The organism is Gaetbulibacter aestuarii (assembly GCF_039537665.1).
Taxonomy (GTDB): domain Bacteria; phylum Bacteroidota; class Bacteroidia; order Flavobacteriales; family Flavobacteriaceae; genus Gaetbulibacter_A; species Gaetbulibacter_A aestuarii.
In genome coordinates this window covers 1,406,529-1,429,859 of the sequence record NZ_BAABAY010000001.1, presented here as the reverse complement: position 1 = coordinate 1,429,859, position 23,331 = coordinate 1,406,529, and the positions used below count along the sequence as shown (strand labels likewise).

At 37.4% G+C, this 23,331-nt stretch carries 23 protein-coding genes; 12 read left to right on the top strand and 11 right to left on the bottom strand.

Annotation, left to right across the window (positions count from 1 at the left end):
- Positions 1-5: 5 nt before the first annotated feature.
- The 3 genes from ABD682_RS06355 (at position 6) to rlmB (ending at position 3,049) form a co-directional block, all read left to right on the top strand.
- Positions 6-1,493: a RagB/SusD family nutrient uptake outer membrane protein gene (locus tag ABD682_RS06355; RefSeq protein ID WP_344740232.1), complete on the top strand. Its 1,488-nt coding sequence runs from the start codon at positions 6-8 to the stop codon at positions 1,491-1,493.
- 11 nt (positions 1,494-1,504) lie between these two features.
- On the top strand, positions 1,505-2,248 hold the full coding sequence (locus tag ABD682_RS06350; RefSeq protein WP_344740230.1) for a hypothetical protein: 744 nt from the start codon (positions 1,505-1,507) through the stop codon (positions 2,246-2,248).
- A gap of 66 nt (positions 2,249-2,314) precedes the next feature.
- Complete coding sequence (rlmB, locus tag ABD682_RS06345) at positions 2,315-3,049, top strand: 23S rRNA (guanosine(2251)-2'-O)-methyltransferase RlmB (protein WP_344740228.1); 735 nt, start codon at positions 2,315-2,317, stop codon at positions 3,047-3,049.
- On the opposite strand, the gene ABD682_RS06340 is transcribed toward rlmB, so the two are convergent.
- Complete coding sequence (locus ABD682_RS06340) at positions 3,046-3,783, bottom strand: rhomboid family intramembrane serine protease (RefSeq protein WP_344740226.1); 738 nt, start codon at positions 3,781-3,783, stop codon at positions 3,046-3,048. The genes rlmB and ABD682_RS06340 overlap by 4 nt on opposite strands.
- A 187-nt stretch (positions 3,784-3,970) precedes the next feature.
- On the opposite strand from ABD682_RS06340, the gene ABD682_RS06335 reads away from it, so the two are divergent.
- Positions 3,971-5,254: a replication-associated recombination protein A gene (locus ABD682_RS06335; protein ID WP_344740224.1), complete on the top strand. Its 1,284-nt coding sequence runs from the start codon at positions 3,971-3,973 to the stop codon at positions 5,252-5,254.
- Between the two features lie 2 nt (positions 5,255-5,256).
- Here ABD682_RS06335 and ABD682_RS06330 read toward each other — a convergent pair whose 3' ends face one another.
- From ABD682_RS06330 to ABD682_RS06295, 8 genes are all read right to left on the bottom strand, one after another.
- Positions 5,257-6,060: a hypothetical protein gene (locus tag ABD682_RS06330; RefSeq protein ID WP_344740222.1), complete on the bottom strand. Its 804-nt coding sequence runs from the start codon at positions 6,058-6,060 to the stop codon at positions 5,257-5,259.
- Between the two features lie 78 nt (positions 6,061-6,138).
- Positions 6,139-6,828 carry a YjjG family noncanonical pyrimidine nucleotidase gene (locus ABD682_RS06325; protein WP_344740220.1) on the bottom strand — a complete coding sequence of 230 codons (690 nt, stop codon included), beginning with the start codon at positions 6,826-6,828 and terminating at the stop codon, positions 6,139-6,141.
- A complete protein-coding gene (locus ABD682_RS06320; RefSeq protein ID WP_344740218.1) occupies positions 6,818-8,122 on the bottom strand; it encodes a polysaccharide deacetylase family protein in 1,305 nt (434 codons plus the stop codon). Before ABD682_RS06320 ends, ABD682_RS06325 begins: the two co-directional genes overlap by 11 nt.
- Positions 8,122-8,820: a RadC family protein gene (gene radC, locus ABD682_RS06315; RefSeq protein ID WP_344740216.1), complete on the bottom strand. Its 699-nt coding sequence runs from the start codon at positions 8,818-8,820 to the stop codon at positions 8,122-8,124. The genes ABD682_RS06320 and radC overlap by 1 nt, the downstream gene beginning before the upstream one ends.
- 89 nt (positions 8,821-8,909) lie before the next feature.
- A complete protein-coding gene (locus ABD682_RS06310; RefSeq protein ID WP_344740214.1) occupies positions 8,910-10,262 on the bottom strand; it encodes a UDP-N-acetylmuramate--L-alanine ligase in 1,353 nt (450 codons plus the stop codon).
- 109 nt (positions 10,263-10,371) lie between these two features.
- Positions 10,372-11,292 (bottom strand): tetratricopeptide repeat protein, encoded by a 921-nt coding sequence (locus tag ABD682_RS06305; protein WP_344740212.1) that lies wholly within the window; start codon positions 11,290-11,292, stop codon positions 10,372-10,374.
- Between the two features lie 137 nt (positions 11,293-11,429).
- Complete coding sequence (locus tag ABD682_RS06300; RefSeq protein ID WP_344740210.1) at positions 11,430-12,155, bottom strand: SDR family oxidoreductase; 726 nt, start codon at positions 12,153-12,155, stop codon at positions 11,430-11,432.
- Positions 12,156-12,257: 102 nt separating this feature from the next.
- A complete protein-coding gene (locus ABD682_RS06295) occupies positions 12,258-12,779 on the bottom strand; it encodes a DUF4136 domain-containing protein (RefSeq protein ID WP_344740208.1) in 522 nt (173 codons plus the stop codon).
- Between the two features lie 112 nt (positions 12,780-12,891).
- Here ABD682_RS06295 and ABD682_RS06290 point away from each other — a divergent pair, with 112 nt between their 5' ends.
- Genes ABD682_RS06290 through ABD682_RS06280 form a run of 3 tightly spaced genes read left to right on the top strand, consistent with a single transcriptional unit; the run spans position 12,892 to position 14,908 of the window.
- Positions 12,892-13,146, top strand: coding sequence for an autorepressor SdpR family transcription factor (locus ABD682_RS06290; RefSeq protein WP_344740811.1), 255 nt, complete (start codon positions 12,892-12,894; stop codon positions 13,144-13,146).
- A gap of 4 nt (positions 13,147-13,150) precedes the next feature.
- Entirely contained in the window at positions 13,151-13,792 is a 642-nt protein-coding gene (locus ABD682_RS06285; RefSeq protein ID WP_344740206.1) for an SdpI family protein, read from the top strand.
- 12 nt (positions 13,793-13,804) lie between these two features.
- A complete protein-coding gene (locus ABD682_RS06280; protein WP_344740204.1) occupies positions 13,805-14,908 on the top strand; it encodes an alpha/beta hydrolase family protein in 1,104 nt (367 codons plus the stop codon).
- Here ABD682_RS06280 and obgE read toward each other — a convergent pair.
- Entirely contained in the window at positions 14,874-15,902 is a 1,029-nt protein-coding gene (gene obgE, locus ABD682_RS06275; protein ID WP_344740202.1) for a GTPase ObgE, read from the bottom strand. The genes ABD682_RS06280 and obgE overlap by 35 nt on opposite strands.
- Before the next feature lie 52 nt (positions 15,903-15,954).
- Positions 15,955-17,064: an adenylate kinase gene (locus ABD682_RS06270; protein ID WP_344740200.1), complete on the bottom strand. Its 1,110-nt coding sequence runs from the start codon at positions 17,062-17,064 to the stop codon at positions 15,955-15,957.
- 137 nt (positions 17,065-17,201) lie between these two features.
- On the opposite strand from ABD682_RS06270, the gene ABD682_RS06265 reads away from it, so the two are divergent.
- The 5 genes from ABD682_RS06265 to ABD682_RS06245 all read left to right on the top strand — a co-directional run bounded on the left by ABD682_RS06265 (position 17,202) and on the right by ABD682_RS06245 (position 23,115).
- Positions 17,202-18,356 (top strand): 5-(carboxyamino)imidazole ribonucleotide synthase, encoded by a 1,155-nt coding sequence (locus ABD682_RS06265; RefSeq protein WP_344740198.1) that lies wholly within the window; start codon positions 17,202-17,204, stop codon positions 18,354-18,356.
- Complete coding sequence (locus tag ABD682_RS06260; RefSeq protein WP_344740196.1) at positions 18,356-19,849, top strand: hypothetical protein; 1,494 nt, start codon at positions 18,356-18,358, stop codon at positions 19,847-19,849. The genes ABD682_RS06265 and ABD682_RS06260 overlap by 1 nt, the downstream gene beginning before the upstream one ends.
- Position 19,850: 1 nt before the next feature.
- Positions 19,851-20,333 carry a 5-(carboxyamino)imidazole ribonucleotide mutase gene (gene purE, locus ABD682_RS06255; RefSeq protein WP_344740194.1) on the top strand — a complete coding sequence of 161 codons (483 nt, stop codon included), beginning with the start codon at positions 19,851-19,853 and terminating at the stop codon, positions 20,331-20,333.
- Positions 20,334-20,480: 147 nt separating this feature from the next.
- Positions 20,481-22,514, top strand: a complete 2,034-nt coding sequence (locus tag ABD682_RS06250) for a M3 family metallopeptidase (RefSeq protein WP_344740191.1) — start codon at positions 20,481-20,483, stop codon at positions 22,512-22,514.
- A gap of 46 nt (positions 22,515-22,560) precedes the next feature.
- The gene (locus ABD682_RS06245) at positions 22,561-23,115 is read left to right on the top strand and encodes a sigma-70 family RNA polymerase sigma factor (protein WP_344740189.1); all 555 of its coding nucleotides are present in this window, start codon (positions 22,561-22,563) and stop codon (positions 23,113-23,115) included.
- Positions 23,116-23,331 lie beyond the last annotated feature (216 nt).

Sequence of the window (23,331 nt, the reverse complement as noted above, 5' to 3'; positions counted from 1 at the left end):
AGAATATGAAAAATATATTTAAATTAACGTTAGTTACAGCGACCTTAATACTATCAAATAGCTGTAGTAAAGACTTTTTAGAAAAGGAACCTTCGGAGTTTATCACAACGCAACAAGTTGCTGAAGCCGCTTCTAAAAACCCTGATGTAATCGCAGGAACCATGTCAGGTATTTATGCCTTGATGTTCCAGACAGGCACAGGGGGCACCGGTGGTCACGATGATTTCGGTCAGAAAGGTTATGACATTTTCGCTGATATGTTATCCAGTGATATGGCTCTTTCCGTAAGTACTTATGGATGGTACCGTGCAAGTATCACTGAATATCAGTGTACTCAAGATTATACTTACACCGACAATTATCAGGTGTGGAGATATTATTACAGAATTATCCGATCAGCGAATACCGTAATTGGTGCTTTGGGTGGTAATGATGCGATTCCTGAAAATGTGGAAAACCAATACATTATGGGACAAGCTAAAGCAATTAGAGCGCATTCCTACTTCTATTTAACTCAATATTTCCAAAAGAAATATGATCCATCAGAGAATATTTTACCATTTTATGATGATTTAGAAGACCAAAATGGGCCTAAAGTTCCTGCGTCACAAATTTATGATCTTATGATCAGTGATTTGACCTCTGCAATTTCGTTGTTAAACGGTTTCGAAAGAACTGATAAAGTTCAAATCAACCAAAATGTAGCCAAAGGAATTTTAGCCTATGTATATGGTGCTATGGGTGATAAAAACCAAGAAATTAAAACGCTTACGGATCAAATCATTGGTTCTGGAGAGTTCACTTTAATGAACGAAACAGAAGTATTAGGCGGATTTAATGATGTAAACACACCAGGATGGATGTGGGGTGCTGATATCACTCTTGACTCCGGATTGGATTTGGTGTCTTGGTGGGGTCAAATGGACTACTTCTCTTATAGCTACGCAGCTTATGGAGATTATAAAGTAATTGATGAAGATCTTTATGATAAAATTCCAGCTGATGATGTAAGAAAAGGACAATTTTATGATGTTTCAACATCTGTAAGATTCTTACAACCGTTAAATAAATTTTATGATGCCAGTAGAACACCTTACGGAGCTTCTACCTCTGTTGTAGCCGATTATATCTACATGCGTGTAGCTGAGATGTACTTACTTAATGCAGAAGCTAATGCTAAAATAGGAAACGAACCGGCGGCCAGAACGAGTCTGAAGGCTTTAATGAACTTGAGAGTACCTGATGCTTCTTATGTGGATGGTTTATCCGGTCAGGCTTTATTGGATGAAATTTCTCTTCAAACTAGAATTGAGTTATGGGGTGAAGGTAAAAGTTATTTAGAAATGAAGCGTAATAAGGAAACAAGAACAAGAGGACCTAATCACCTTTCTTTTGTAGGTGTTCCTATTCCTTATGATGATGAAAAAATGACTTTTGAAATTCCAGAAGCTGAAATTTTGAACAACCCATTCGTTAGTGAACAAAATAATTAAAATTTAAACTCATGAAAAAATTAATATATATATGTGTAACATTTTTGGCTTTGTTCACCATCCAAAGCTGTGAGGACAGCTTGCTTGAGGCAGATCTAAACTATGTTGCATTTGGTAAAGCTTCATATTCGACGTCGGTTCCTGTTTCTGGGTCAACCACAGTAGATATACCAGTTTATACTTCGAATATAACAGGAGCAGACAGAACATTTAATGTCGCTGTTGATGCTGCAAACTCCACAGCTGCAGCAGGCTCATTTACCGTACCAGGTTCAGTAACTATTCCTGGAGGAACAAATGAAGGTACCTTATCCGTTGCATTAAGCGATGTTGATCTGGGTATTGGTAACAACGCTGTCGTAATCAAATTTGATATGGCGGAGGAAGGTCTTAATACAGGATCATCAACAACCGTGAATTACATCCAACAGTGTGAAGAAATAACCGCAACACTGGACATTAACTTTGATTATTATTCAGAGGAGACCGGTTGGTATATTACTGACGCTTTAGGAGGTACTGTAGTTGAGGCTGAAGCTGGTACTTATGCTGATTACAAACGTGGTTCCGTAAGCGAATCTATTACCTTATGTGCCGGTAGAGATTATACTCTTGTTTTCACAGATGAATTTAGTGATGGTATGGACGACGGTGGTGTTTTAGGTGACTACACCCTAACCATTGGTGGTGTTGTAAAAGTTACCGGCGGCGGTGCCTTTGGTGCTAGCGAATCAACTGCTTTTGATACCAAGTAATTACGCACCGATTTAAATATTAAAAAGAGCCTGATTTCTCAGGCTCTTTTTTTATACCTTTAGACCATGGAAGATCAGACCCAAATTTTTGGTTTACGGGCTATTATTGAAGCCGTAACTTCAGGAAAGACCATCGATAAAGTTTTTTTACAAAAAGGACTTCATGGTGAACTATTCAACCAGCTGGAATCCCTAATACGTGCTGAAGGCATTAATACTTCTTATGTTCCGGTTGAAAAATTAAACCGACTTACAAAAAAGAATCATCAAGGGGCTGTAGCACAAATTTCTCCTGTGGAATTTCATGATATGGAGACCTTGATATTACAGATTGTTGAATCTGGAGAAACGCCACTTTTTTTACTACTAGATCAATTGAGTGATGTTCGGAATTTTGGCGCAATCATTCGTACTGCAGAATGTACCGGAGTGCATGGTATCATTATCCAGAAAAAAGGCGGTGCTCCAGTAAATGGCGATACCATTAAAACCAGTGCCGGTGCCGTTTTTAAAGTGCCTATTTGCAAAGTAGATCACATTAAGGACGCCGTGTTTTACATGCAAGCCTCAGGTATAAAAGTTGTAGCTGCTACTGAGAAAACCAATCAAACATTATATGATGTTTCCTTTAAAGAACCTACAGCCATTGTTATGGGTTCTGAAGGGCGAGGTATCAACCCATCCATTTTAAAAGTGGTTGATCATAAAGCTAAACTGCCTCTTTTAGGGGAGATTGAATCTTTAAATGTGAGTGTTGCTTGTGGCGCCTTTTTATATGAAGCCGTTAGACAACGCCTTTAATCCTTTTTCTTTTTTTTGTAATTATAATTGATAATGATCTGTTGAGAGTCCTCCTCCTCTATTTCTTCAGGTTTTGTTTCGATAAAATTTCCATCTTCATCAAAATGGTTTAAAAAGGGATCATCCGCTTCCTTAAAATCGGGTTGTTCCCAGGCATAAGTTTGTCGCCCAGCTATTTCTTTTTTAAAAAACAAAGCAAAAACCAGTCCGGTGATCAAACCAGCCAAATGACCTTCCCACGACATGCCCTCCTCTACAGGAAATACATACCAGATCATGCTTCCATATAGAAAAATAACACCCAGAGAAAGCGCTACAAATCTATAATTCTTTGCAATGATACCTTTAAAGAAAATAAAACTGAAAAGCACGTAAATGAGTCCGCTGGCCCCAATATGATACGCTGGTCTTGCAATACACCAGGTAAGAAATCCGGAAATTAATACACCATATATTAAGACACGCCAGGCAATAGCACGATAGAAATAGAATAAAGCCATACTCAAGATTAGTAAAGGCATGCTATTATGGTACAAATGTTCTATGCTACTATGGATAAACGGACTCAAAACAACTCCTCGTAATCCCGCGAAGGTTCTCGGGTAAATTCCGAAGGTGTTGAAATTGTATCCAAAACGCACTTCGAACCAGAAAACGATCCAAAGGAATAAAACGAAAAATACCGGATAGCCAACGACTCCGGTAGTGAATTGGAACTGTGATTTTGACTTCATTTGATTAAATATAGCAAATAATACTCCAAGTTGCAGCCTGATGCTAAATTGGCAGTATGCTACGTGAGTCCTGCCTACCGGCAGACAGGGATTATAGCAAACTACCGTGTAGTGTGGAAAGCACAACCCCCGATTTTTATCGGGGGACACGCCCAAAACTTAAAAATTTTGCTTTAATTTTACGTTTATGAATGCAAATGAGCCATTGGCAGAACGCTTACGACCAAAACACCTGAAGGACTATGTGAGTCAGGCACATTTGATAGGCGAAAAGGGTGCATTAACCCAACATTTAAAACACGGATTGATTCCATCGATGATTTTTTGGGGACCTCCGGGAACCGGAAAAACAACGCTGGCTCATATCATAGCTTCTGAATCTGAACGGCCTTTTTATGCTTTAAGTGCCATAAATTCCGGGGTAAAAGATGTGAGGGAAGTTATTGAAAAAGCAAAGCAAAGTGGTGGCTTGTTCACCACGAAAAACCCTATATTATTTATTGATGAGATCCACCGATTTAGTAAATCGCAACAAGATTCTCTTTTACAAGCTGTAGAGAAAGGTTGGGTGACCTTAATTGGTGCCACTACGGAAAATCCGAGTTTTGAGGTAATCTCCGCCTTGCTGTCGCGGTGTCAGGTTTATATTCTTAACGCATTTGAAAAAACAGATCTGGAAACCCTTTTAAATCGGGCTCTGGAAACAGATGAGTTCCTTTCGAAAAAAAATATCACCTTAAAAGAAACGAAAGCTTTACTTAGATTGTCTGGCGGGGATGCCCGAAAACTATTGAATCTTTTTGAACTGGTTGTTAATGCGATCGATAGTGATACCATTGAGATTACGGACGCTTTAGTAATGGACAAACTTCAAAACAGCACCGTAAAATATGATAAGACCGGTGAACAGCACTACGATATTGTTTCGGCTTTCATAAAATCGATTCGTGGAAGTGACCCGAATGGTGCCGTGTATTGGCTGGCCCGTATGATAGAAGGTGGTGAAGATGTTAAATTTATTGCGCGTCGTATGCTCATTTCGGCCAGTGAGGATATTGGTATGGCAAACCCGACCGCTTTGGTAATTGCTAATAATACGTTTCAAGCTGTGAGTACCATTGGGTATCCGGAATCTCGTATTATTTTGAGTCAATGCGCTATTTATTTAGCATGCTCTCCAAAAAGTAATGCCTCCTATAAGGCTATTGGTGCGGCACAACAGATGGTTAAAGAAACCGGCGATCTACAAATTCCTTTAGATCTACGCAATGCGCCAACAAAACTCATGAAGGAATTAGGATACGGCGCCGACTATAAATACGCCCACGATTATGCAAATAATTTTGTTGATCAGGAGTTTCTTCCCGACAGCATTAAAAACACCAGATTTTATGAACCCGGAGAAAATGCACGTGAGAAAGCGCATCGGGAATTCTTAAAAAATCGTTGGAAATCGAAATATGATTACTAAGCTTAAAACTTAATATTCAGTACTTTTTGAGAAACCACACCATTTTCTAAAGCCTCGTAGATCCATTGTCCATTAGTCTTGTAAATGACTGCTGATCGATTTTCAACCAGGTAAACATCTGCAACTTGTGTATTGAACATGCGATACACAACTTTTGGAGACCTATCAACTAACTGATAACCATTCGTGATTTCCTGAGCGTATAAGGTTTCTGAACTTGTATTGGATATTGCCGTGGGAACTTGTGGTGTAGCAACAACGATCACTTCGTTTTGCTTTTTTTTAGGGGCCTCCGTAAGCATTTCCGCCTCAGGTTTCTTAATTTCTGGCTTGTCCTGAGATTGTTTAGATTCAGCAACCATATCGGTTTTTGGCTGATAACTGTAATTTAATAATTCTAAAGGCTTAAAGGCATTTCGAGTAGCTTCGGTAAAAGCTCTTTTAAAATCTTTCTCCCGGCTTTCACCTTCCGGACCCTTGTAAACCTCTACTCCATCACAATTTTTAAGAACCAGGTTCAATTTTGTTTTAAACAAACCACTGTCCTCTACTAAATCAGAATTTAAGGCCAGGCAACGATTTTTCTGCAAATCTTCAGGTAATTGTTCGCCTTCCATATAGGCATCAAAACCATATTTTTTAAATAAAAATTTAGAAAGTGCATTGATCTGATATTGATTAGGCTCTTTCAGAAATTCATATTTCTTTGGAACAATCACATATTTATAATCATTCAAACTGGTCTGAGCCAAAGCATTGAAACCTATAATGAAGCTTGTAATAAGCGTTAATAGCGTGGTTTTCATTTTTATTTTTATAATAATTAGAATTTAAAGATAAGCATACATTTTAAAAATTCAGCGGTCGTCTAATGCAAAACCATACTAAAGATAGTTTTTCAATAATGATAAATGATTGATCTGAGGAATAACTTCGTCAATAGCATCGTTTCTAATGTTGAAGAAAATAACTTCCATGCCTATATCACGAGCTCCAAGCACATCGGCTTCATAATTATCGCCAATCATCACACTTTTTTCACTGCTGGTGTTGGCCTGTTTCAAAGCATGATGAAAAATATCCGGATGTGGTTTTTTAACCCCAACCGATTCAGAATTTGTAATGGTATCGAAATAATGAATGATATTAGAATGTGTTAACTTTTTGTGCTGAACCTCCTCAAAACCGTTAGTAATGATGTGTAATTTATACTGATTACTTAGATAATTCAGGATCTCTTCAGTATGATCGAATAAATGATTGAAACTACTGAGCCAGGTGATATAATCTTCGGAGAGCATATGGATCTGTTCGGCCTCCAAAACAATGTCAAGAGCTCTAAAGGCATCATCCAAACGTTTGAACCGAAGATCGGATTTGCTTATTCTGTTCTCCCTGTAAAGTTTCCAATAATTCAGATTTATTGGCTCGTAAACTTCAATGAACTCGTTTAAATTCACCGAAATAGCATTGCTTTTAAATATTTTATCAAAAGTTAACGCTGAATTTTTATCAAAATCCCAAAGCGTATGATCTAGATCGAAAAACACATCAGTTATGCCTTTAATCTTCATCCTGAGCCGAATTTAATATCATATTGAACAATTCTTTATAGCCGTTCCAGCGTTCATTCTCGCTAAAAGTATAATTATGAAACACCGCGGTGAATTCACCATTTACGGCCTTTACTTCATCAATTAGTGCTCCCAAAGCCTTCTTCTTGTCGAGTAATGAATGCTCTTTTAAAAGGGCATAATCTAAAAAATGATAAGGACAAATCTTTAATGGGGTTTGTACTTCGTAATCCAGATCATAGAACAAAAACGGTGTGCAACTCCCTGCACGAAAACCTAGTTGGTTAACATAGCCCATGGTATAATCCTCCTGAATTTCTAATTCAATTAAATTTCTATAGGAATCCGGTAAATTTAATCGGGAAAATGATTGCCTGCTAGATTTTAAAGGCATATTGATGATTTCTTCCATTCGTTTCTTCTCTTTTTTGAGTATCTCGGCATCATCGATGGCAAAATAGGAAGCTTTCAATCCGACTTCACAATAATCGGCAACATGTTTAATTAGGGAAACAAAATTGCGTTTATTGGGGTTGATCCCCTTGTCATAAGTTGAGTAATCTCCAATCAAAAAGAAAAAAAGAAATTTAAATTTACTTAGCTTCTGACGGTTAATAATGTATTTAAATGTATCGTAAGGATCGTGTTTAAACCCAAGTAAAACCGCATAGCGCATGTAGAGATCCCGTAATCGAAATTTGAAAAAATCTTTAACGGTACCGCCCGTTGTACGCATGAGTCCCTTCAACTTAAAATGATAGGCTACAGGAACATCAATAATCGGTTTAATGCTGTAATGCTGCTCAGGAAACTCGTAGTCGGGAAATTGCTTTTGTAAGGCGGCTTTGAATTTATATGCCCAGATATCTACAACAGGCTGGCGCAAAAAATTATGTTTGTATGCCAGGCTTTCGGTGGCCATAAACCGACCGTATTCATCTTTCACATGAGGCAAATATTCTTCATACCGCGATAACAAATAAAATGATGCCGCAAAAATATCATAAGGTATGGCGCTCTTCTCCCCGTTTGGAAAGAAACACTTTGTGTTGTCCCAATCAGAAACATGGATGTCGAAATCATTCAAACCTTGTTCAAATAAAATGTCATGACTTTTAATAAAGAACTCGCTACCCAACTGCTGTTTGGTGTACGACATTTTTAAGCTATTGTGCGCAATAAAGGATTCTATGGTGTTCGTAAAATCGACTTTAACACCCAATACTCTGGTACAAATATGCCGAAAAACATATTTGAGACGTGGTGAGATGTTATGCGTATAAACTAATAACATTAAAGAAGAGTTTCATCTGCAAAACTAAAGTATGCTTTTTCTGTGATAATAAGATGGTCGAGTACGGTTATATCCAAAACTTTTGCTGCGGTTTTCAATTTTTCTGTAATTCTTTTGTCGGCCTCACTGGGTTTTAGGGTACCTGACGGATGATTATGAGCTAAGATCAAACTGGTAGCACCCAACTCGAGCGCTTGTTTTAAAACCAGTCGCACATCTACCAAAGTTCCCGTGATGCCTCCTTTGCTCAATTGATTTTTTTGAATGACCTTATTTGAATGATTTAAATAAATGATCCAAAATTCTTCATGCTGTAATTCTCCAATCAGTGGTTGCATCAACTCAAAGACCGAATTGCTTGAACTAATTTTTGTTTGTTTTTGAGCATCCTCTAAACGTCTTCTTCGCCCCAATTCCAAAGCGGCCAAAATAGTAATAGCCTTGGCTTCACCAATGCCTTTAAAGTCCATTAATTGTTTTAAAGACATTTTTCCTAAAGCACTTAGATTGTTATCAACCTGCTTTAAAATACGTTGACACAAAGCCACAGCACTCTCATCCCTATTTCCAGAACCAATTAAAATGGCCACCAACTCAGCATCACTCAAAGCGGCTTGTCCTTTATACAGTAGTTTTTCTCGGGGCTGATCTGCCTGGCTCCAGTGTTTTATTGAAAACGAGGGGCTTTTTTCAGTCATTTGATAAATATAAATATTGTGAATTTATCAAACAATTTATTTGAAGATTAAACAGACGGTTTTAATTATTTTGAATTATTTTTTTCCGACTAAAGGAGTTCTTTTACGTCTTCAAAATCTAAACCACCATAGTTTCCAGAGCTCATTAAAAGCAGCGCTGTATTTTTTAAATTTTGATCGAATAAAAAGCTTTTAAATGCCTCGGGATTGGTATAAATAATGAGATCCTCACGATCAAAAGCAGTCGCAATTTGATCTTTACTTACCGCATCCAATTTTTTAATGGCAACAGCATCGGGGGAATAAAAAACCACGGCCTCATCGGCTGCATCCAGAGCGCCTTTATATTCCTTTAGAAATTCTGCATTCAAACTGCTATAAGTGTGCAATTCCAAACATGCCAAAAGCCGATAGTTCGGGTATTGTGCCTTAACGGCTTCGGTAGTTGCCTTTACTTTACTTGGCGAATGTGCAAAATCTTTATAAGCGGCACTAGAACTTGTTTCTCCTAATTTTTCAAGACGTTTGCTCGCTCCTTTGAAGGTTGCAATGGCCTCATAAAAATCGTCCTCATCTATACCCATATGCTGACAGATCCATTTTGCACCCGCCAGATTATTTAGATTGTGTTTTCCAAAAACTTCAATAGGTAAAGGCCCTTCGGAAGTTTCTAAAAAGGTTTGTCCGTTCTCGATCGTATAATCCGGTGTGTGGTAAGGAATTTTTCGGATGGGGTTTTCTGAAGCTTCCACCACGCGTTTTACTTCAGGATCTTCTTCATTGTAATTGATACTTCCTCCGTTAACAATAGAATCTACAAAAATCCGGAATTGCTCAACATAATTCTCATAGGTTGGAAACACATTGATATGATCCCAGGCTATACCACTTAATAAGGCAATATTCGGTTTGTATAAATGAAATTTTGGTCGACGATCAATAGGTGAACTCAAATACTCATCGCCTTCCAAAACAATAAAATCATTTTCTTCCGTAAGTTTTACCATCAAATCAAAACCTTCCAGTTGGGCACCCACCATATAATCTACGTCGCGATCGTGATAATGCATCACATGCAGAATCATGGAGGTTATTGTTGTTTTTCCGTGGCTTCCACCAATAACAACACGGGTTTTTTCTTTAGACTGTTCGTATAAAAACTCCGGATAACTATAAATTTTCAATCCAAGGTCCTGGGCTTTCAAAAGCTCTGGATTATCAGCTTTTGCGTGCATTCCTAAAACAACGGCATCCAAGGCATTTGATATTTTTTCAGGAAACCATCCAAAGTTTTCCGGCAACAAACCGGCATTTTCCAAACGGGATTTTGAAGGCTCAAAAATAGTATCGTCGCTACCGGTTACTTCATAGCCCATTTGTTGTAAAGCCAAAGCCAGATTGTGCATGGCAGCACCTCCAATAGCAATAAAATGTACCTTCATTGTATTTTATGTTGATTTTTTTTTAGAAAATATTCAGACTGTAAATATAGAAATTGACCTTCTAAAAGCCAGATGAAATTGCTGATTTCTATAATTGAAAAACTAAGGCCTAACGATCCAGTATTTTTTGCTTTTCAGCCTTGAAAGATTTTATCTGTGGTAATTCAGCTAAAGCCAGGTCGATATACTTTAGAGCCTCTTTCTTGTTTTGTTTGTGCATTTGGATCTGAGCTAAACGATAATGTGCCCAGGCTTTTGGAACACCATCCTTGGAGCTGTAATTCCGGATGTAGGTATGCAAACAGGCTTCACCTTTTTCCAGATCTATATTATACTCGGCAGCCACTTTTCCTAATTGATAATACAAAGCGTTCCTGTTTAATGCGCCTTGAGGTGTTTTGCTATCCCTACCTCGTTTTTTACCAGAGTTAGCACTTAAAGCATCACTCTCATCGATCCCCATTTTATAATATTTTTCAGCCAATTCCGGTTGATTATCGTATTCATAAACATAACCTAATGCCAAATAACCATCCAGTTTCGATAAATCCAAAAGCTCATGCGCATATTTTAAGGATTTGGTTTTGCTTCCCCCAAAAATTCCCGGTAATTGCATGTACAATTCTACCAGTGCCCAGCGCGCCTCAATATGTTTTGGATCTAATTCAATGGCTTTTAAAAAAGAAGCTTTCACATCGCCAATATAGCTTAGCGCTTTAAACTTGTTTTCCAAGGCCTTCATTCCTAAAACGCCTCCATATTTGTAATGGTAATCGGCATTATTACTGTTAAGTTCAATTAATTTTTTATATTCCTCCAGAGCATTATCCCATTTTTTCTGGTAACCATAGGAATCACCCAAAAGTTCAATAGCTTGCTGATTGTTAGGCTCTTTTTCAAGAAAAACTTTTATTAACTGTTCCGCTTTGTCGTATTGTTTATTTTGAAGAAATACCTCAACACCAGAAAGCGCGTTTTGCCCAAACATGGTGGCAGGTAACAGAAGTAGGTACAGAATTTTCTTCATCATATACAGGGTGAAAATGCAAATTTAAGATTTCTTATCTATTTAGGAAAAACATATCCATAACATAACGAAAGGCTTATCGTAATATTTCATTTCAAATCGTTGATAAGCCTATTAAGGTACATTAAATAAATGAATTCTTATTTACTCGGTGGCATTGTTGGTCTTACTTCAATCTTACTTGGTAAGGTTCTTGGATGCATTTTTAGTAGGTCGATAACCAACATTCCTATATCTTCTCCCTGAATTTTCCAGGCATCTTCACTGTTTGGAGTATGCCCGTTAAAATGGGTTGCCACAGAGCCTGGCATAATCGTACTCACTTTTATATTGTATTGCCGTAGATCGAGCATGGCAGCTTGTGTAAAACCGGTTACCCCAAATTTACTGGCATTATAGGCAGAACCTTTAGCGAAGAAATTGGTGCCGGCTAAACTTGAAATGGAAATAAAATAACCTTCTGATTTTTTTAAGGCCTCTACACTACTTTTTATAGAATAGAAAACGCCACTAAGATTGGTATCAATTGTTTCTTTCCACTGCGCTACGGTTAATTCATCTACAGCAGCAAAATGTCCCAGACCGGCATTAGCAATCACAATATCCAATTGACCAAAAGCCTCAAGTGTTTTAGCAACAGCTTGAGCCTGGCTATCATAATCTTTAACATCGGCTTCAATACCCAACGCTTTCGCTCCGGTTTTGGAGGCTTTAACTAATTCACTGGCAGCATCTTGTGCCGCTTTTTCATGGCGACTTGTTATAGCTACTTTTACTCCTTCATTAAGCAGGGCCAAGGCAACGGCATACCCGATACCCTTTGTTCCTCCTGTAACCAAAGCAACTTTATTTTCTAATAAACTCATATTAATTTCTTTTTTCTGATTTTATACGAATTTACGAAAACAACAGGCCTTCCCAAAAGATAAAATGTTAGGATAATTATAAAATTTGAAGCGAGAAGCAAGCTATTTTTTGGGTGGATATTTCGACATTACCTTATCAACTAATTGCTGAATTCGAGCCAATCGATTTTCAGGTGTGGCATCCGGATTAAATCGGTAATCACCTACAGCCTGCCAGAATAATTGTTTCTTGTTTTCATCTACAAAATCGATAGTGATCTGACGGTTAATCTGACCCTGACCTATAGGCAAGCCAATAGAAATACCTCCACCCATATTTCGGCCTCCACCACCAACGCCAAGACCCACAGTTTGATTAGGCGCTTGCTGGAATGCCTGACTACTGATATCTATAAAAAAGCCAGGGTTATCTGATAATTCCATACCCATCGTTTTCAATTTAGCGTCCAAAGCATCTAATAAACGTCTCGTGTCAAGATCGCTCAAACCCGGTTTCATATCACTGTAATAATTGTAAGTCTTGTATTGATTGAAATTGGTTCCCCGATCGTAATCATAGGTCACATAAATTGGAGCGCAGGAGCTCATCACTAAAAAAAGTATCGACCATTTAAGAAATTTCATAACACCTATTTTTCTTTAAATTTAATTAAAAATCAGCTGGTTTTTATGATCTTAAACTAAAATATTTGCTCATTTCATTATATATTTAGATATTTGTCTAAATACCTAAATGATGAATTATTTATTTAAAGCTTTAAACGATGAAACCCGGCGTCAGATTCTCGAGCTTTTAAAACAAGGCGACATGACGGCTGGTGATATTGCTGAAGCCTTCGATATTTCGAAACCCAGTATTTCTCATCATTTAGATATTTTAAAACGTGCCGAATTAGTTACCAGTGAAAAACAAGGACAATTCATCACCTATTCCATCAATACAACCATACTTGAAGATGTACTGCAATGGTTGATAACGCTTAAAAAATAAACCGATGAAATTAAAAAAAGAACTTCCGTTGCTTCTCATTATTGCCATACCATTGGTCTATTTGGCCTATGTATGGAATAGTTTACCTGAAACCGTCCCGCTTCATTGGAATTTTAAAGGAGAGATAGATAATTGGGGGGATAAATCCACATTGATTTGGACAACTTGCCTATTTACCATATTCATGTATGGTTTACTTTCAATAATTCCGTTCATAGATCCTAAGAAGAAACTTCAAAACATGGGACAGAAATATTACAATTTGAAATTCTTCCTGCTACTATTCATGTCCGGTATTGCTGTCTTTATTATTTATAGCGTTAAGGAACAAGCCATGCATAATCCTAATTTACTTTTTATTGTTCTGGGATTACTTTTTGTTGTTTTAGGAAATTATATGAAAACTATTAAAGCGAATTACTTTATCGGAATCCGCACGCCATGGACTCTGGAAAACGAAACCGTTTGGAAAAAAACGCATCAATTAGGAGGCAAACTTTGGTTTGTTGGTGGTTTACTTATTGTGATCTGTTGTTTGATTTTTAAGAAAGAACTCAGTTCTAAAATATTTATTGGGATTGTGATTACCATGTCACTTATTCCTGTGCTTTACTCCTACGTCACCTTTAAAAAATTAGATTCTTAAATTTTAAATTCTATGAGAGGCTTCTTATTTAAAATCATTTTCCTTTTGAGTTTTACTGTTGTTTTTTCGCAAGCAAAAAGACCTCAAACACCCGAAGCACCATTCAACTATACTTCCGACACCGTACATTTTAAAAATCCAAAGGCTAATAATATTACATTTGAAGGAACACTGACTATTCCCAAGAACATTAAAAACCCACCGGTTGCCATTTTAATTACCGGGTCTGGTCCACAGGACAGAAATGAAACTGTGAAACAGTTCAATCACAGCCCATTTTTAGTTTTAGCAGATTATTTGAGCCGTCACGGTATTGCTGTTCTTCGCTATGACGATCGAGGAGTTGGGAATTCTGAAGGTGATTTTTCAACGGGAACCTCATACGATTTCGCTACAGATGCCGAAGCTGCTTTCACTTTTTTAAAACAAAGAACCGATATTGACACTTCTGCAATTGGTTTAATAGGCCATAGTGAAGGCGGACTCATAGCACCTATGGTAGCTTCTAAAAACAAAGATGTAGCCTTTGTGGTTTTACTCGCAGGACCAGGCGTTGATGGTGCAGAAATTTTACGAAGTCAGGCTAAAAAGGTTGGAATGCTTTCCGGTGTACCACAAATTCAGTTAGATGAAAATGATACATTGAGTAAAACTATTTATGAGGTGATTAAAACCACTAAAAATGAAGATTCCATCGCAGCTCGGGTAACCAGAGGCCTTAATGATTATAAGGCGAAAAATCCCATGTCTGTTTTAGCACCATACATTACTCCGGTAATGATCGAGCAACAACTCAAAACATTGAAATCGCCATGGATCAAAGCTTTCATTCGGATCGATCCTAAGGATTATTTACAAGAAACGACCTGTCCGGTATTAGCTTTAAACGGCAGTAAGGATGTTCAGGTTTTGGCCGATCTCAATTTAGAAGGAATAAAAGCCGGTTTGGAAAAAGCACAAAATACTGATGTTACTATAAAAGCGTTAGAAGGACTTAATCATTTATTTCAAACAGCCGAAACAGGAATGCCGCAAGAATACAGTAAAATTGAAGAAACCTTTTCTCCAAATGCTTTAGAAATTATTTCGAACTGGATTTTGGAGCGTTTTCATTAGCGTTCAACAGCTTCCAAAGTACATCCTTGAGTTCGGTAAGTCCTTGTTGCGCCACAGATGAAATAAAGAGAAAAGGTACCGGAAGTGTTTTATCCAATTCGGCTTTCATCTCAGCTTTCAGCTCGGCGTCGAGCATATCACTTTTGGAAATGGCAACCAAGCGATCTTTATCAAGCATTTCAGGGTTATAACGACGCAACTCATCCAACAAAATATCGTATTGTTCTTTGATGTCTTTAGCATCTGCAGGAATCAAAAACAGTAAAATAGAGTTTCGTTCAATGTGTCGTAAAAAGTAATGCCCTAAACCTTTTCCTTCCGCAGCACCTTCAATTATACCGGGAATATCAGCCATAACAAAGGTCTTGAAATCGCGATATTCAACAATTCCTAAATTGGGTTTCAATGTTGTGAATTCGTAATCTGCAATTTTGGGTTTTGCTGAAGTGATAACCGAGAGCAATGTTGATTTTCCGGCATTTGGAAACCCTACTAAACCAACGTCGGCAAGTACTTTAAGTTCAAGAGTTACATCTTTTTCTTCCATGGGTAAACCGGGTTGGGCATACCGTGGTGTTTGATTGGTAGACGATTTAAAATGCCAGTTTCCAAGACCGCCTTTGCCACCTTTAGCCAGGATTTTTTCTTCGCCATCTTCGGTAATCTCAAAAAGAACCTTGTTGGTTTCGGTATCTCGAACTACGGTTCCTAACGGCACTTCTATTATAGCATCCTCGCCATCGGCACCGGTACTTCGGCTTTTACTTCCGTGCTCACCATGACCGGCTCGAACATGTTTTTTAAATTTAAGATGAAAAAGTGTCCAAAGATTCTTATTTCCACGAACGATCACATGACCACCACGACCGCCATCGCCACCATCAGGGCCGCCTTTAGCTACATATTTTTCGCGATGTAAGTGCGCAGAACCCTTACCTCCATTTCCGGAAGCGACATACAGTTTTATATAATCAACAAAATTACCTTCAGTCATGCGTTATGGGTTCCGCTTTGCGGAAAAATTAAATTAATATTTCAGGAGCTTATTACAGCTTATCGATTACAGCACTTAAGCGTTTTGTGATATCTTCAATAGAACCTACACCATCAACGCCAAAATATTTGTCCTGTGCTGAGTAATAGTCCTTTAATATCGCTGTTTTTTTGTAGTATTCAGAAATTCTGGTTCTGATCACAGATTCGTTAGCATCATCAGGTCTACCGCTGGTCTCACCACGTTTCAAAAGACGTTCTACAAGGATATCATCGTCTACTTCCAAAGCGATCATCGCATTAATTTGAGAATCCTTCGAATCCATTAATTTATCTAAAGCCTTTGCCTGCGCATTGGTTCTTGGGAAACCATCAAAAATAAAGCCTTTAGCATCGGCGTTTTTTTCAACCTCAGCATTCAACATATCAATGGTTACCTGATCGGGAACCAACTCGCCTTTATCCATGTAGGACTTGGCCAACATCCCCAGTGCTGTTTCATTTTTGATGTTGAATCTAAAAACATCACCGGTAGAAATATGTACTAAATTATATTTTTCTTTTAAGAAATTCGCTTGTGTTCCTTTACCTGCTCCAGGAGGGCCAAAAAGCACTAAATTTGTCATGTGTTGTGTTTCTTTTATTTGATAAACTTCAGGAATATCGCGTCCTAAACCGTTATAATCTAAACCATAACCTACTATGAATTTGTTTGGAATTTCCTTTCCAACGTAATGCAATTTGAAATCCTTATTGTAAGCTTCCGGTTTATGAAACAGAGTCGCAATTTTTAAAGTTTTTACCCTTTCATTATTAAAAATACGATACACTTCATTAAGCGTATTTCCGGTATCAATAATATCTTCCAAAATAATAACCGTGCGGTCTGTGAGATCCTGAGTCAATCCAATTAAACGTTGGATATCCTCGGTAGATTTCACGCCTTCATAAGAAGCTAACTTAATAAAAGTAACTTCGCAGGGTTTCGGATACTTTTTCACAAAATCGCTAACCACCATGAAAGAGCCGTTCAAAATACCCACAAAAACAGGTATTTCGTCTCCAACATCTTTAGAGATTTCAGCAACCATTTTATCTAAGATAGCATCAATTTCCTTAGCCGAGATAAACGGTTTAAAATATTTATCGTGAAGTTTAATCACTATAACTTGTTTTTAAGGATGCAAAGATAATCAATAGATTAAGGAATACCCATTTTTGAATTGCCATTTCCTGAGTATTTTAAGATTTAAGTGTATTTTTGCGTATCATTGATGACGATTTTACCCAAAATAACAACATGAATTACTTTTCTTCAAATTTTAAGCTCGGTATTTTAGGTGGCGGCCAACTCGGAAAAATGCTGCTTTACAATACGCGAAAATTTGACATTTACACCTGTGTTTTAGAAGCCAGTGAAGCGGCACCTTGTCGGATTGCTTGTGATGAATTTCACCTCGGTGATCTTTTAGATTATGATGCGGTTTATAATTTTGGAAAACACGTAGACGTTCTCACTATCGAAATTGAAAACGTAAATATTGAGGCGCTGGCCGATCTTGAAAAGGAAGGTGTTAAAGTATATCCGTCATCTAAAACATTACGTACCATTCAAAATAAGGCAAAACAAAAATTGTTTTACGTAGATCATAATTTACCAACGGCACCGTTTTCCAGATTTGCTTACTTATCCGAGATCAAAGAAGCCATAAACCACGGTGGATTAAAATTGCCATTTGTCTGGAAGGTTGCACAATTTGGCTATGATGGCCAGGGCGTAAAAATTGTAAAATCGATTGAAGATCTTGAAGGTCTGCCCAAAGGAGAATGTATTGCTGAAGAATTAGTTCCTTTTAAAAATGAACTCGCAGTGATTGTTGCCCGCAGTGCCGCCGGCGAGGTAAAAAGTTACCCCGTTGTAGAAATGGAATTTCACCCGGAAGCCAATCAGGTGGAATATGTGATCTGTCCTGCCAGAATACCGGAAGCAGTTGCTAAAAAAGCGCAAGAAGTGGCTCTAAAAACTTCTGAAGCTTATAATCATGTTGGATTACTTGCGGTGGAAATGTTTCAAACTCAAAATGACGAGATATTAATCAATGAAGTCGCACCAAGACCTCACAATTCAGGACATCAAACCATTGAAGCCAGTTATACCTCGCAATTCGAACAACACATTCGAGCTATTTTAGGTCTTCCTTTAGGAAAGACGGATAGCAAAGTTGGCGGCGTTATGGTAAATCTTGTTGGAGCAGAAGGATATACCGGTGATGTGGTTTATGAAAACATCGCTGAAATTATGAAAATGGCTGGTGTAACACCCCATATTTATGGTAAGAAGCAAACGCGACCATTCCGTAAAATGGGTCATGTCACTATTGTAAACGAAGATTTGAATGAAGCCCGGAAGATTGCTGAACAAGTGAAAGGATTAATTAAAGTAATAAGCACCTAATGACAAAAAACTTACCAGTTACACTAGCCATATTATTCATTTCATCCATTTTTTATGCTCAAGATATTGTTTTCGAAGCTAATGAAAATGTAGTTGTGCCGGTAGGTAAGGACAACGACCCCGTAAATGCATATTATACAAGCTATGATGGTTTCTTTAATCTGACGTTTACTAAAGACGAACTTATTGCTTTTAGCCGTTTTAATGATGCTTTCGAGAGAACTGACAGTATTCGGATCAATAAAACAGATCCAAGCTATTATGACGAAATAGCGACCTTCGGTGATAAACAAAAGCAGGCTGTGGTTTTTGAAAAGGAAAAAATGCTGCAGGGTAAATCGAAAAAAAATTATTTTTTTGTTGTTTATGATTTTGAAACCCATCAAGTGGTTCAAAAGACCATGGAATTTAATTTTGAGAATGAACAATTCTTGAGCACATTCACCTATAAGGATGCATTTTACATGTTAACTTTACTTCAAGATTATCCTATTTTAAGATTATACCGCCTGGACCTTAATTTAGAAAACACATCGCACAACGTTAATATTAAAAAAGGACCTCTCTATTATAACAACAAATTAATCGATTTTCCCGAGAGACCCGATTATTTGAGAAAATATCTGTTCGGTTTCGAATTCACGGTTAACTTCAAAGTTATACATGAAAATCAACCTACTGATATTCAATCTATAAGTGCTCCAAGTAAAATTTATGTTAGAGGCGACAAACTATACATTGGTTTGGATTCTAATAAAGATTTCAATTCATTAATTGAAATTAACCTTAATGATTACTCTATTTTAACCCGGCAAAATTCTAGAACTTTTTTTCCAAGAAACGAAAATACCGGTAGAAAAGTGAATTCATTTTTGTTAGATAATAAATTATTTCTTTTAAAGGCAACTAAAAAACGGGTTGCATTAAATGTTCTGGATTTAAACTCGAACAGTTATTTATTCGATAAAACCTTTGATTCAAATTCTCCATATTATGCTGATAGAAATTTGGTGATTTCCGAGGAAATATTAAAAACTCATTCGATTCCTAAGACTCAAATTGACAAGGATGCCAGCATAAAAAATCGGCTTAGACAAATTACTAATTTTCAAAGTGAAGTGGGATTAAAAGTCGTTGAGACAAAGAATAATTACCTTGTTACCATAGGTGGTTATTTTTATAGTTCAGGAGGGGTTATAATGATGGGAGGTATGGGTAATGGATTTGGTAGCCCACCACCTACGATGATATTTACACCTTCCTACTCAAGAACAAATTCATTGGATTTTTATCTTGATAAAAACAATTATAATTTAGCTTTGGATGTTGATTCCGGCTATTTTAAAAAGATGGATGACTTTCTGGTAGAAGAAGGTAAAGATCCTAAAGGCGTAAGAGCCGAAGCCAAAATAAAATTCAAAAGAAATGATGCGTTTTATTTCGGTTACTTAAATACAGCCGATCAAAAGTATTACATTAGAAAATTTAATTAACATGAGCAAAGTAGGAGTTATTATGGGAAGTAAAAGTGACCTTCCCGTTATGCAAGATGCCATCGACATCTTAAAAGGATTCGAGATTGAAGTAGAAGTTGATATTGTATCAGCGCATCGTACCCCGGATAAACTTTTCGATTACGGTAAAAATGCACATACTAGAGGCTTTTCGGTTATAATTGCCGGTGCCGGAGGTGCAGCCCATCTACCCGGAATGATTGCATCACTATCACCATTGCCCGTTATTGGCGTACCTGTTAAAAGCAGTAATTCTATTGATGGTTGGGATTCTGTGCTTTCTATTTTGCAAATGCCCGGTGGTGTGCCTGTGGCTACTGTAGCTCTTAATGGCGCAAAAAATGCGGGAATTTTAGCCGCTCAGATCATCGGAGCACAAGATACCGGTGTTCGCGACAAAATCATAGCTTACAAAGAAGGCTTAAAAACTAAAGTAAACGAATCTGCTAAAGACCTAAAATAAAAAAAGCCTCAAATGAATGAGGCTTTTTTAGCTATTAACAATAATTCTTTTGAGTTAGTCACTCATGAAGTATCTGAGACGAATATAGAAAAAAATTATTATGTGCGCATAATAATTCCAATCCTAAAAAATTATTTTTTTTAAAAAATGAACAAATACCTAAAAATACCTTTTGCAACTCCTTATAATTCAGCACCTTTTTCAAAAATTAAGACTGAAGATTTCATGCCGTCGTTCGTCGAATCGATGGATAAGGCTCGAGCCGAAATTGACGATATTGTTGAAAATCAAGACCCTCCAACTTTCGAAAATACCATAGAAGCCCTGGAGTTTGCAGGAGAACAACTCGATATTATCTCCAGTATTTTTTTCAATTTGAATTCGGCAGAAACTAACAAAACCATTCAGGAAATTGCTCAGGAAGTATCACCGATGCTCTCGGAATTCAGTAATGATATAACACTAAACCAAGAGCTTTTTAAACGTATCAAATCGGTTTATGATTCAAGAGAACAATTAAATTTAACCACGGAACAGGCCAGACTTCTGGATAAAAAATATAAGAGCTTTTCTCGGAACGGTGCCAATTTACCCGAAGATAAGAAGTTACGCCTTCGTGAGATCGATAAAAAATTATCACAGTTGAAGCTGAAATTCGGAGAACATGTTCTGGCTGAAACCAATCGTTTTGAGTTGCTGGTAACTGATGAAAATGACATTACAGGGTTACCGGAAGGCGCAAAGGAAGCCGCGAAACATTTAGCTGAATCCAAAGAAAAGGAAGGTTGGTTATTTACACTGGATTACCCAAGTTACATTCCGTTTATGACCTATGTTGAGAATAGAGCATTACGTAAAAAAATGGCGTTGGCATTTGGTTCTAAGGGTTTTCATAAAGATGATCTGGATAATCAGGATATTGTTTTAGAAATAGCCAAATTGCGTTTCGAGCGCGCCCAACTTTTAGGTTATAAAACCCATGCGCATTTTGTTTTGGAAGAGCGTATGGCCGAAACCCCGGAAAAAGTAACTGAATTCCTGAATGAACTTTTGGAAAAGGCAAAACCTGCGGCAGAACGGGAGTTTAAAACTCTTGAGAATTTTGCTAAAGAATTGGATGGTATCGATCACCTTGAAAAATGGGATGGCGCCTATTATTCGGAAAAATTAAAACAAAAATTATTTAATCTGGATGATGAGTTGTTGAAGCCCTATTTCAAACTTGAAAATGTTATTGATGGTGTGTTTACCGTTGCCAACAAGTTATATGATCTCAATTTTGAGCTTATCGATAACATTGACAAATACAACGACGAGGTTTTAACCTATAAAGTAACGCAAGGCAATGGCGCATTGGTAGCTATTTTTTATGCCGACTTTTTCCCGCGTCCCGGAAAACGAAATGGTGCCTGGATGACGGTTTACAAACCGCAGTTTGTTAAAAACGGAGAAAATCACAGACCTCATATTTCTATTGTTTGCAACTTTACAAAACCAACAAAAACCAAACCTTCATTACTTACTTTTAATGAGGTAACAACACTATTCCATGAGTTCGGTCATGCCTTGCACGGTATGCTGGCAAACACCACCTACCCTAGTTTATCGGGAACCAGTGTTTACTGGGATTTTGTAGAATTACCCAGTCAGATTTTAGAAAATTGGTGTTATGAAAAAGAAGCTTTGGAAATTTTTGCCAAACACTATGAAACCGGCGAGATGATTCCTATGGAATATGTAAAAAAGATCAAAGAATCAGCTACCTTTAATGAAGGTATGCAAACCCTTCGCCAATTAAGTTTCGGTTTGTTAGACATGAGTTGGCATGGCATTGATCCTTCAAAAATAACCGATGTAAAAACCCACGAATTGGAGGCTTTCGAAAACAGCCGACTTTACCCGGATGTTCCCGAAAACTGTATGAGCACCGCATTTTCACATATTTTTCAGGGTGGTTATTCCTCGGGGTATTACAGTTACAAATGGGCCGAGGTTCTTGATGCCGATGCTTTTGAATATTTTAAAGAAGAAGGCATTTTTAGCAAAACCGTAGCCGGGAAGTTCAGAACCCATGTGTTATCCCAGGGTGGTACGGAAGACCCGATGGTTTTATACAAAAGGTTTCGAGGTAAAGAACCGGAACCCGAAGCTCTTTTGAAACGAGCAGGCTTAATTAAATAAATGTTCCATTTTTTTAGTTTATTTTTGGGTATCAAAAAATTGCATTATGCCTGAGCATGAACTTCATCCTGATCAGTGGATCGATTTATACGCCGACTATCTGTATAACTATACGATCGTGCGTGTAAATGATAAAGATATTGCTCAGGATTTGGTGCAGGACACCTTTTTGGCAGGATTAAAATCAATGAAAAATTTTAAAGGTGAAGCCAGTGAACGTACCTGGCTTATTTCCATTTTAAAACGCAAAATCATTGATTATTACCGGAAGATTAATTCGAAAAAAGGTCAGGCTGAAGTTCGGATGAACTATTCCGAGGACTCAGAAGGTGAAGGTGATTGGTTGGAAGAACGCGTTGCCGATCCCTTTGATAAAACGGCGGAAGACGCCATGCAAAATGAAGAGCTTGGTGATGCCATCTACCGGTGTCTTGAAAAACTCCCTAAGAAACAGGCCGAAGTATTTAAAATGAAAAGCATCGAAGGTTTTGAAACTGAAGTAATTTGTAATGAACTCAATATTAAAGCGTCTAATCTTTGGGTAATAATTCATAGAGCACGCACGGCAATGGCACAATGTTTAAAAGAAAACTGGTTTTAATTATGTTTAAGATTTTTATTCCCTGTAAAGAAGCCAATCACAATTGTGACAAAACACAATACAAGGAGTCCTCCTTGTCTGAAAAATTGAAACTTTATGCCCATCTCTTATATTGCAGAGCATGCAGAAGGTATACCAGGAACAATATCAAGCTAACAAAATTGATAAAAAAATCACAGGTAAGATGTTTAGATAGGGAGTGTAAAAAGCGCATGA

Coding starts and splice junctions, on each gene's coding strand:
- ABD682_RS06355 (WP_344740232.1), top strand. CDS start 6: ATGAAAAATATATTTAAATTAACGTTAGTTACAGCGACCTTAATACTA.
- ABD682_RS06350 (WP_344740230.1), top strand. CDS start 1,505: ATGAAAAAATTAATATATATATGTGTAACATTTTTGGCTTTGTTCACC.
- rlmB (WP_344740228.1), top strand. CDS start 2,315: ATGGAAGATCAGACCCAAATTTTTGGTTTACGGGCTATTATTGAAGCC.
- ABD682_RS06340 (WP_344740226.1), bottom strand. CDS start 3,783: ATGAAGTCAAAATCACAGTTCCAATTCACTACCGGAGTCGTTGGCTAT.
- ABD682_RS06335 (WP_344740224.1), top strand. CDS start 3,971: ATGAATGCAAATGAGCCATTGGCAGAACGCTTACGACCAAAACACCTG.
- ABD682_RS06330 (WP_344740222.1), bottom strand. CDS start 6,060: ATGAAAACCACGCTATTAACGCTTATTACAAGCTTCATTATAGGTTTC.
- ABD682_RS06325 (WP_344740220.1), bottom strand. CDS start 6,828: ATGAAGATTAAAGGCATAACTGATGTGTTTTTCGATCTAGATCATACG.
- ABD682_RS06320 (WP_344740218.1), bottom strand. CDS start 8,122: ATGTTATTAGTTTATACGCATAACATCTCACCACGTCTCAAATATGTT.
- radC (WP_344740216.1), bottom strand. CDS start 8,820: ATGACTGAAAAAAGCCCCTCGTTTTCAATAAAACACTGGAGCCAGGCA.
- ABD682_RS06310 (WP_344740214.1), bottom strand. CDS start 10,262: ATGAAGGTACATTTTATTGCTATTGGAGGTGCTGCCATGCACAATCTG.
- ABD682_RS06305 (WP_344740212.1), bottom strand. CDS start 11,292: ATGATGAAGAAAATTCTGTACCTACTTCTGTTACCTGCCACCATGTTT.
- ABD682_RS06300 (WP_344740210.1), bottom strand. CDS start 12,155: ATGAGTTTATTAGAAAATAAAGTTGCTTTGGTTACAGGAGGAACAAAG.
- ABD682_RS06295 (WP_344740208.1), bottom strand. CDS start 12,779: ATGAAATTTCTTAAATGGTCGATACTTTTTTTAGTGATGAGCTCCTGC.
- ABD682_RS06290 (WP_344740811.1), top strand. CDS start 12,892: ATGAATTATTTATTTAAAGCTTTAAACGATGAAACCCGGCGTCAGATT.
- ABD682_RS06285 (WP_344740206.1), top strand. CDS start 13,151: ATGAAATTAAAAAAAGAACTTCCGTTGCTTCTCATTATTGCCATACCA.
- ABD682_RS06280 (WP_344740204.1), top strand. CDS start 13,805: ATGAGAGGCTTCTTATTTAAAATCATTTTCCTTTTGAGTTTTACTGTT.
- obgE (WP_344740202.1), bottom strand. CDS start 15,902: ATGACTGAAGGTAATTTTGTTGATTATATAAAACTGTATGTCGCTTCC.
- ABD682_RS06265 (WP_344740198.1), top strand. CDS start 17,202: ATGAATTACTTTTCTTCAAATTTTAAGCTCGGTATTTTAGGTGGCGGC.
- ABD682_RS06260 (WP_344740196.1), top strand. CDS start 18,356: ATGACAAAAAACTTACCAGTTACACTAGCCATATTATTCATTTCATCC.
- purE (WP_344740194.1), top strand. CDS start 19,851: ATGAGCAAAGTAGGAGTTATTATGGGAAGTAAAAGTGACCTTCCCGTT.
- ABD682_RS06250 (WP_344740191.1), top strand. CDS start 20,481: ATGAACAAATACCTAAAAATACCTTTTGCAACTCCTTATAATTCAGCA.
- ABD682_RS06245 (WP_344740189.1), top strand. CDS start 22,561: ATGCCTGAGCATGAACTTCATCCTGATCAGTGGATCGATTTATACGCC.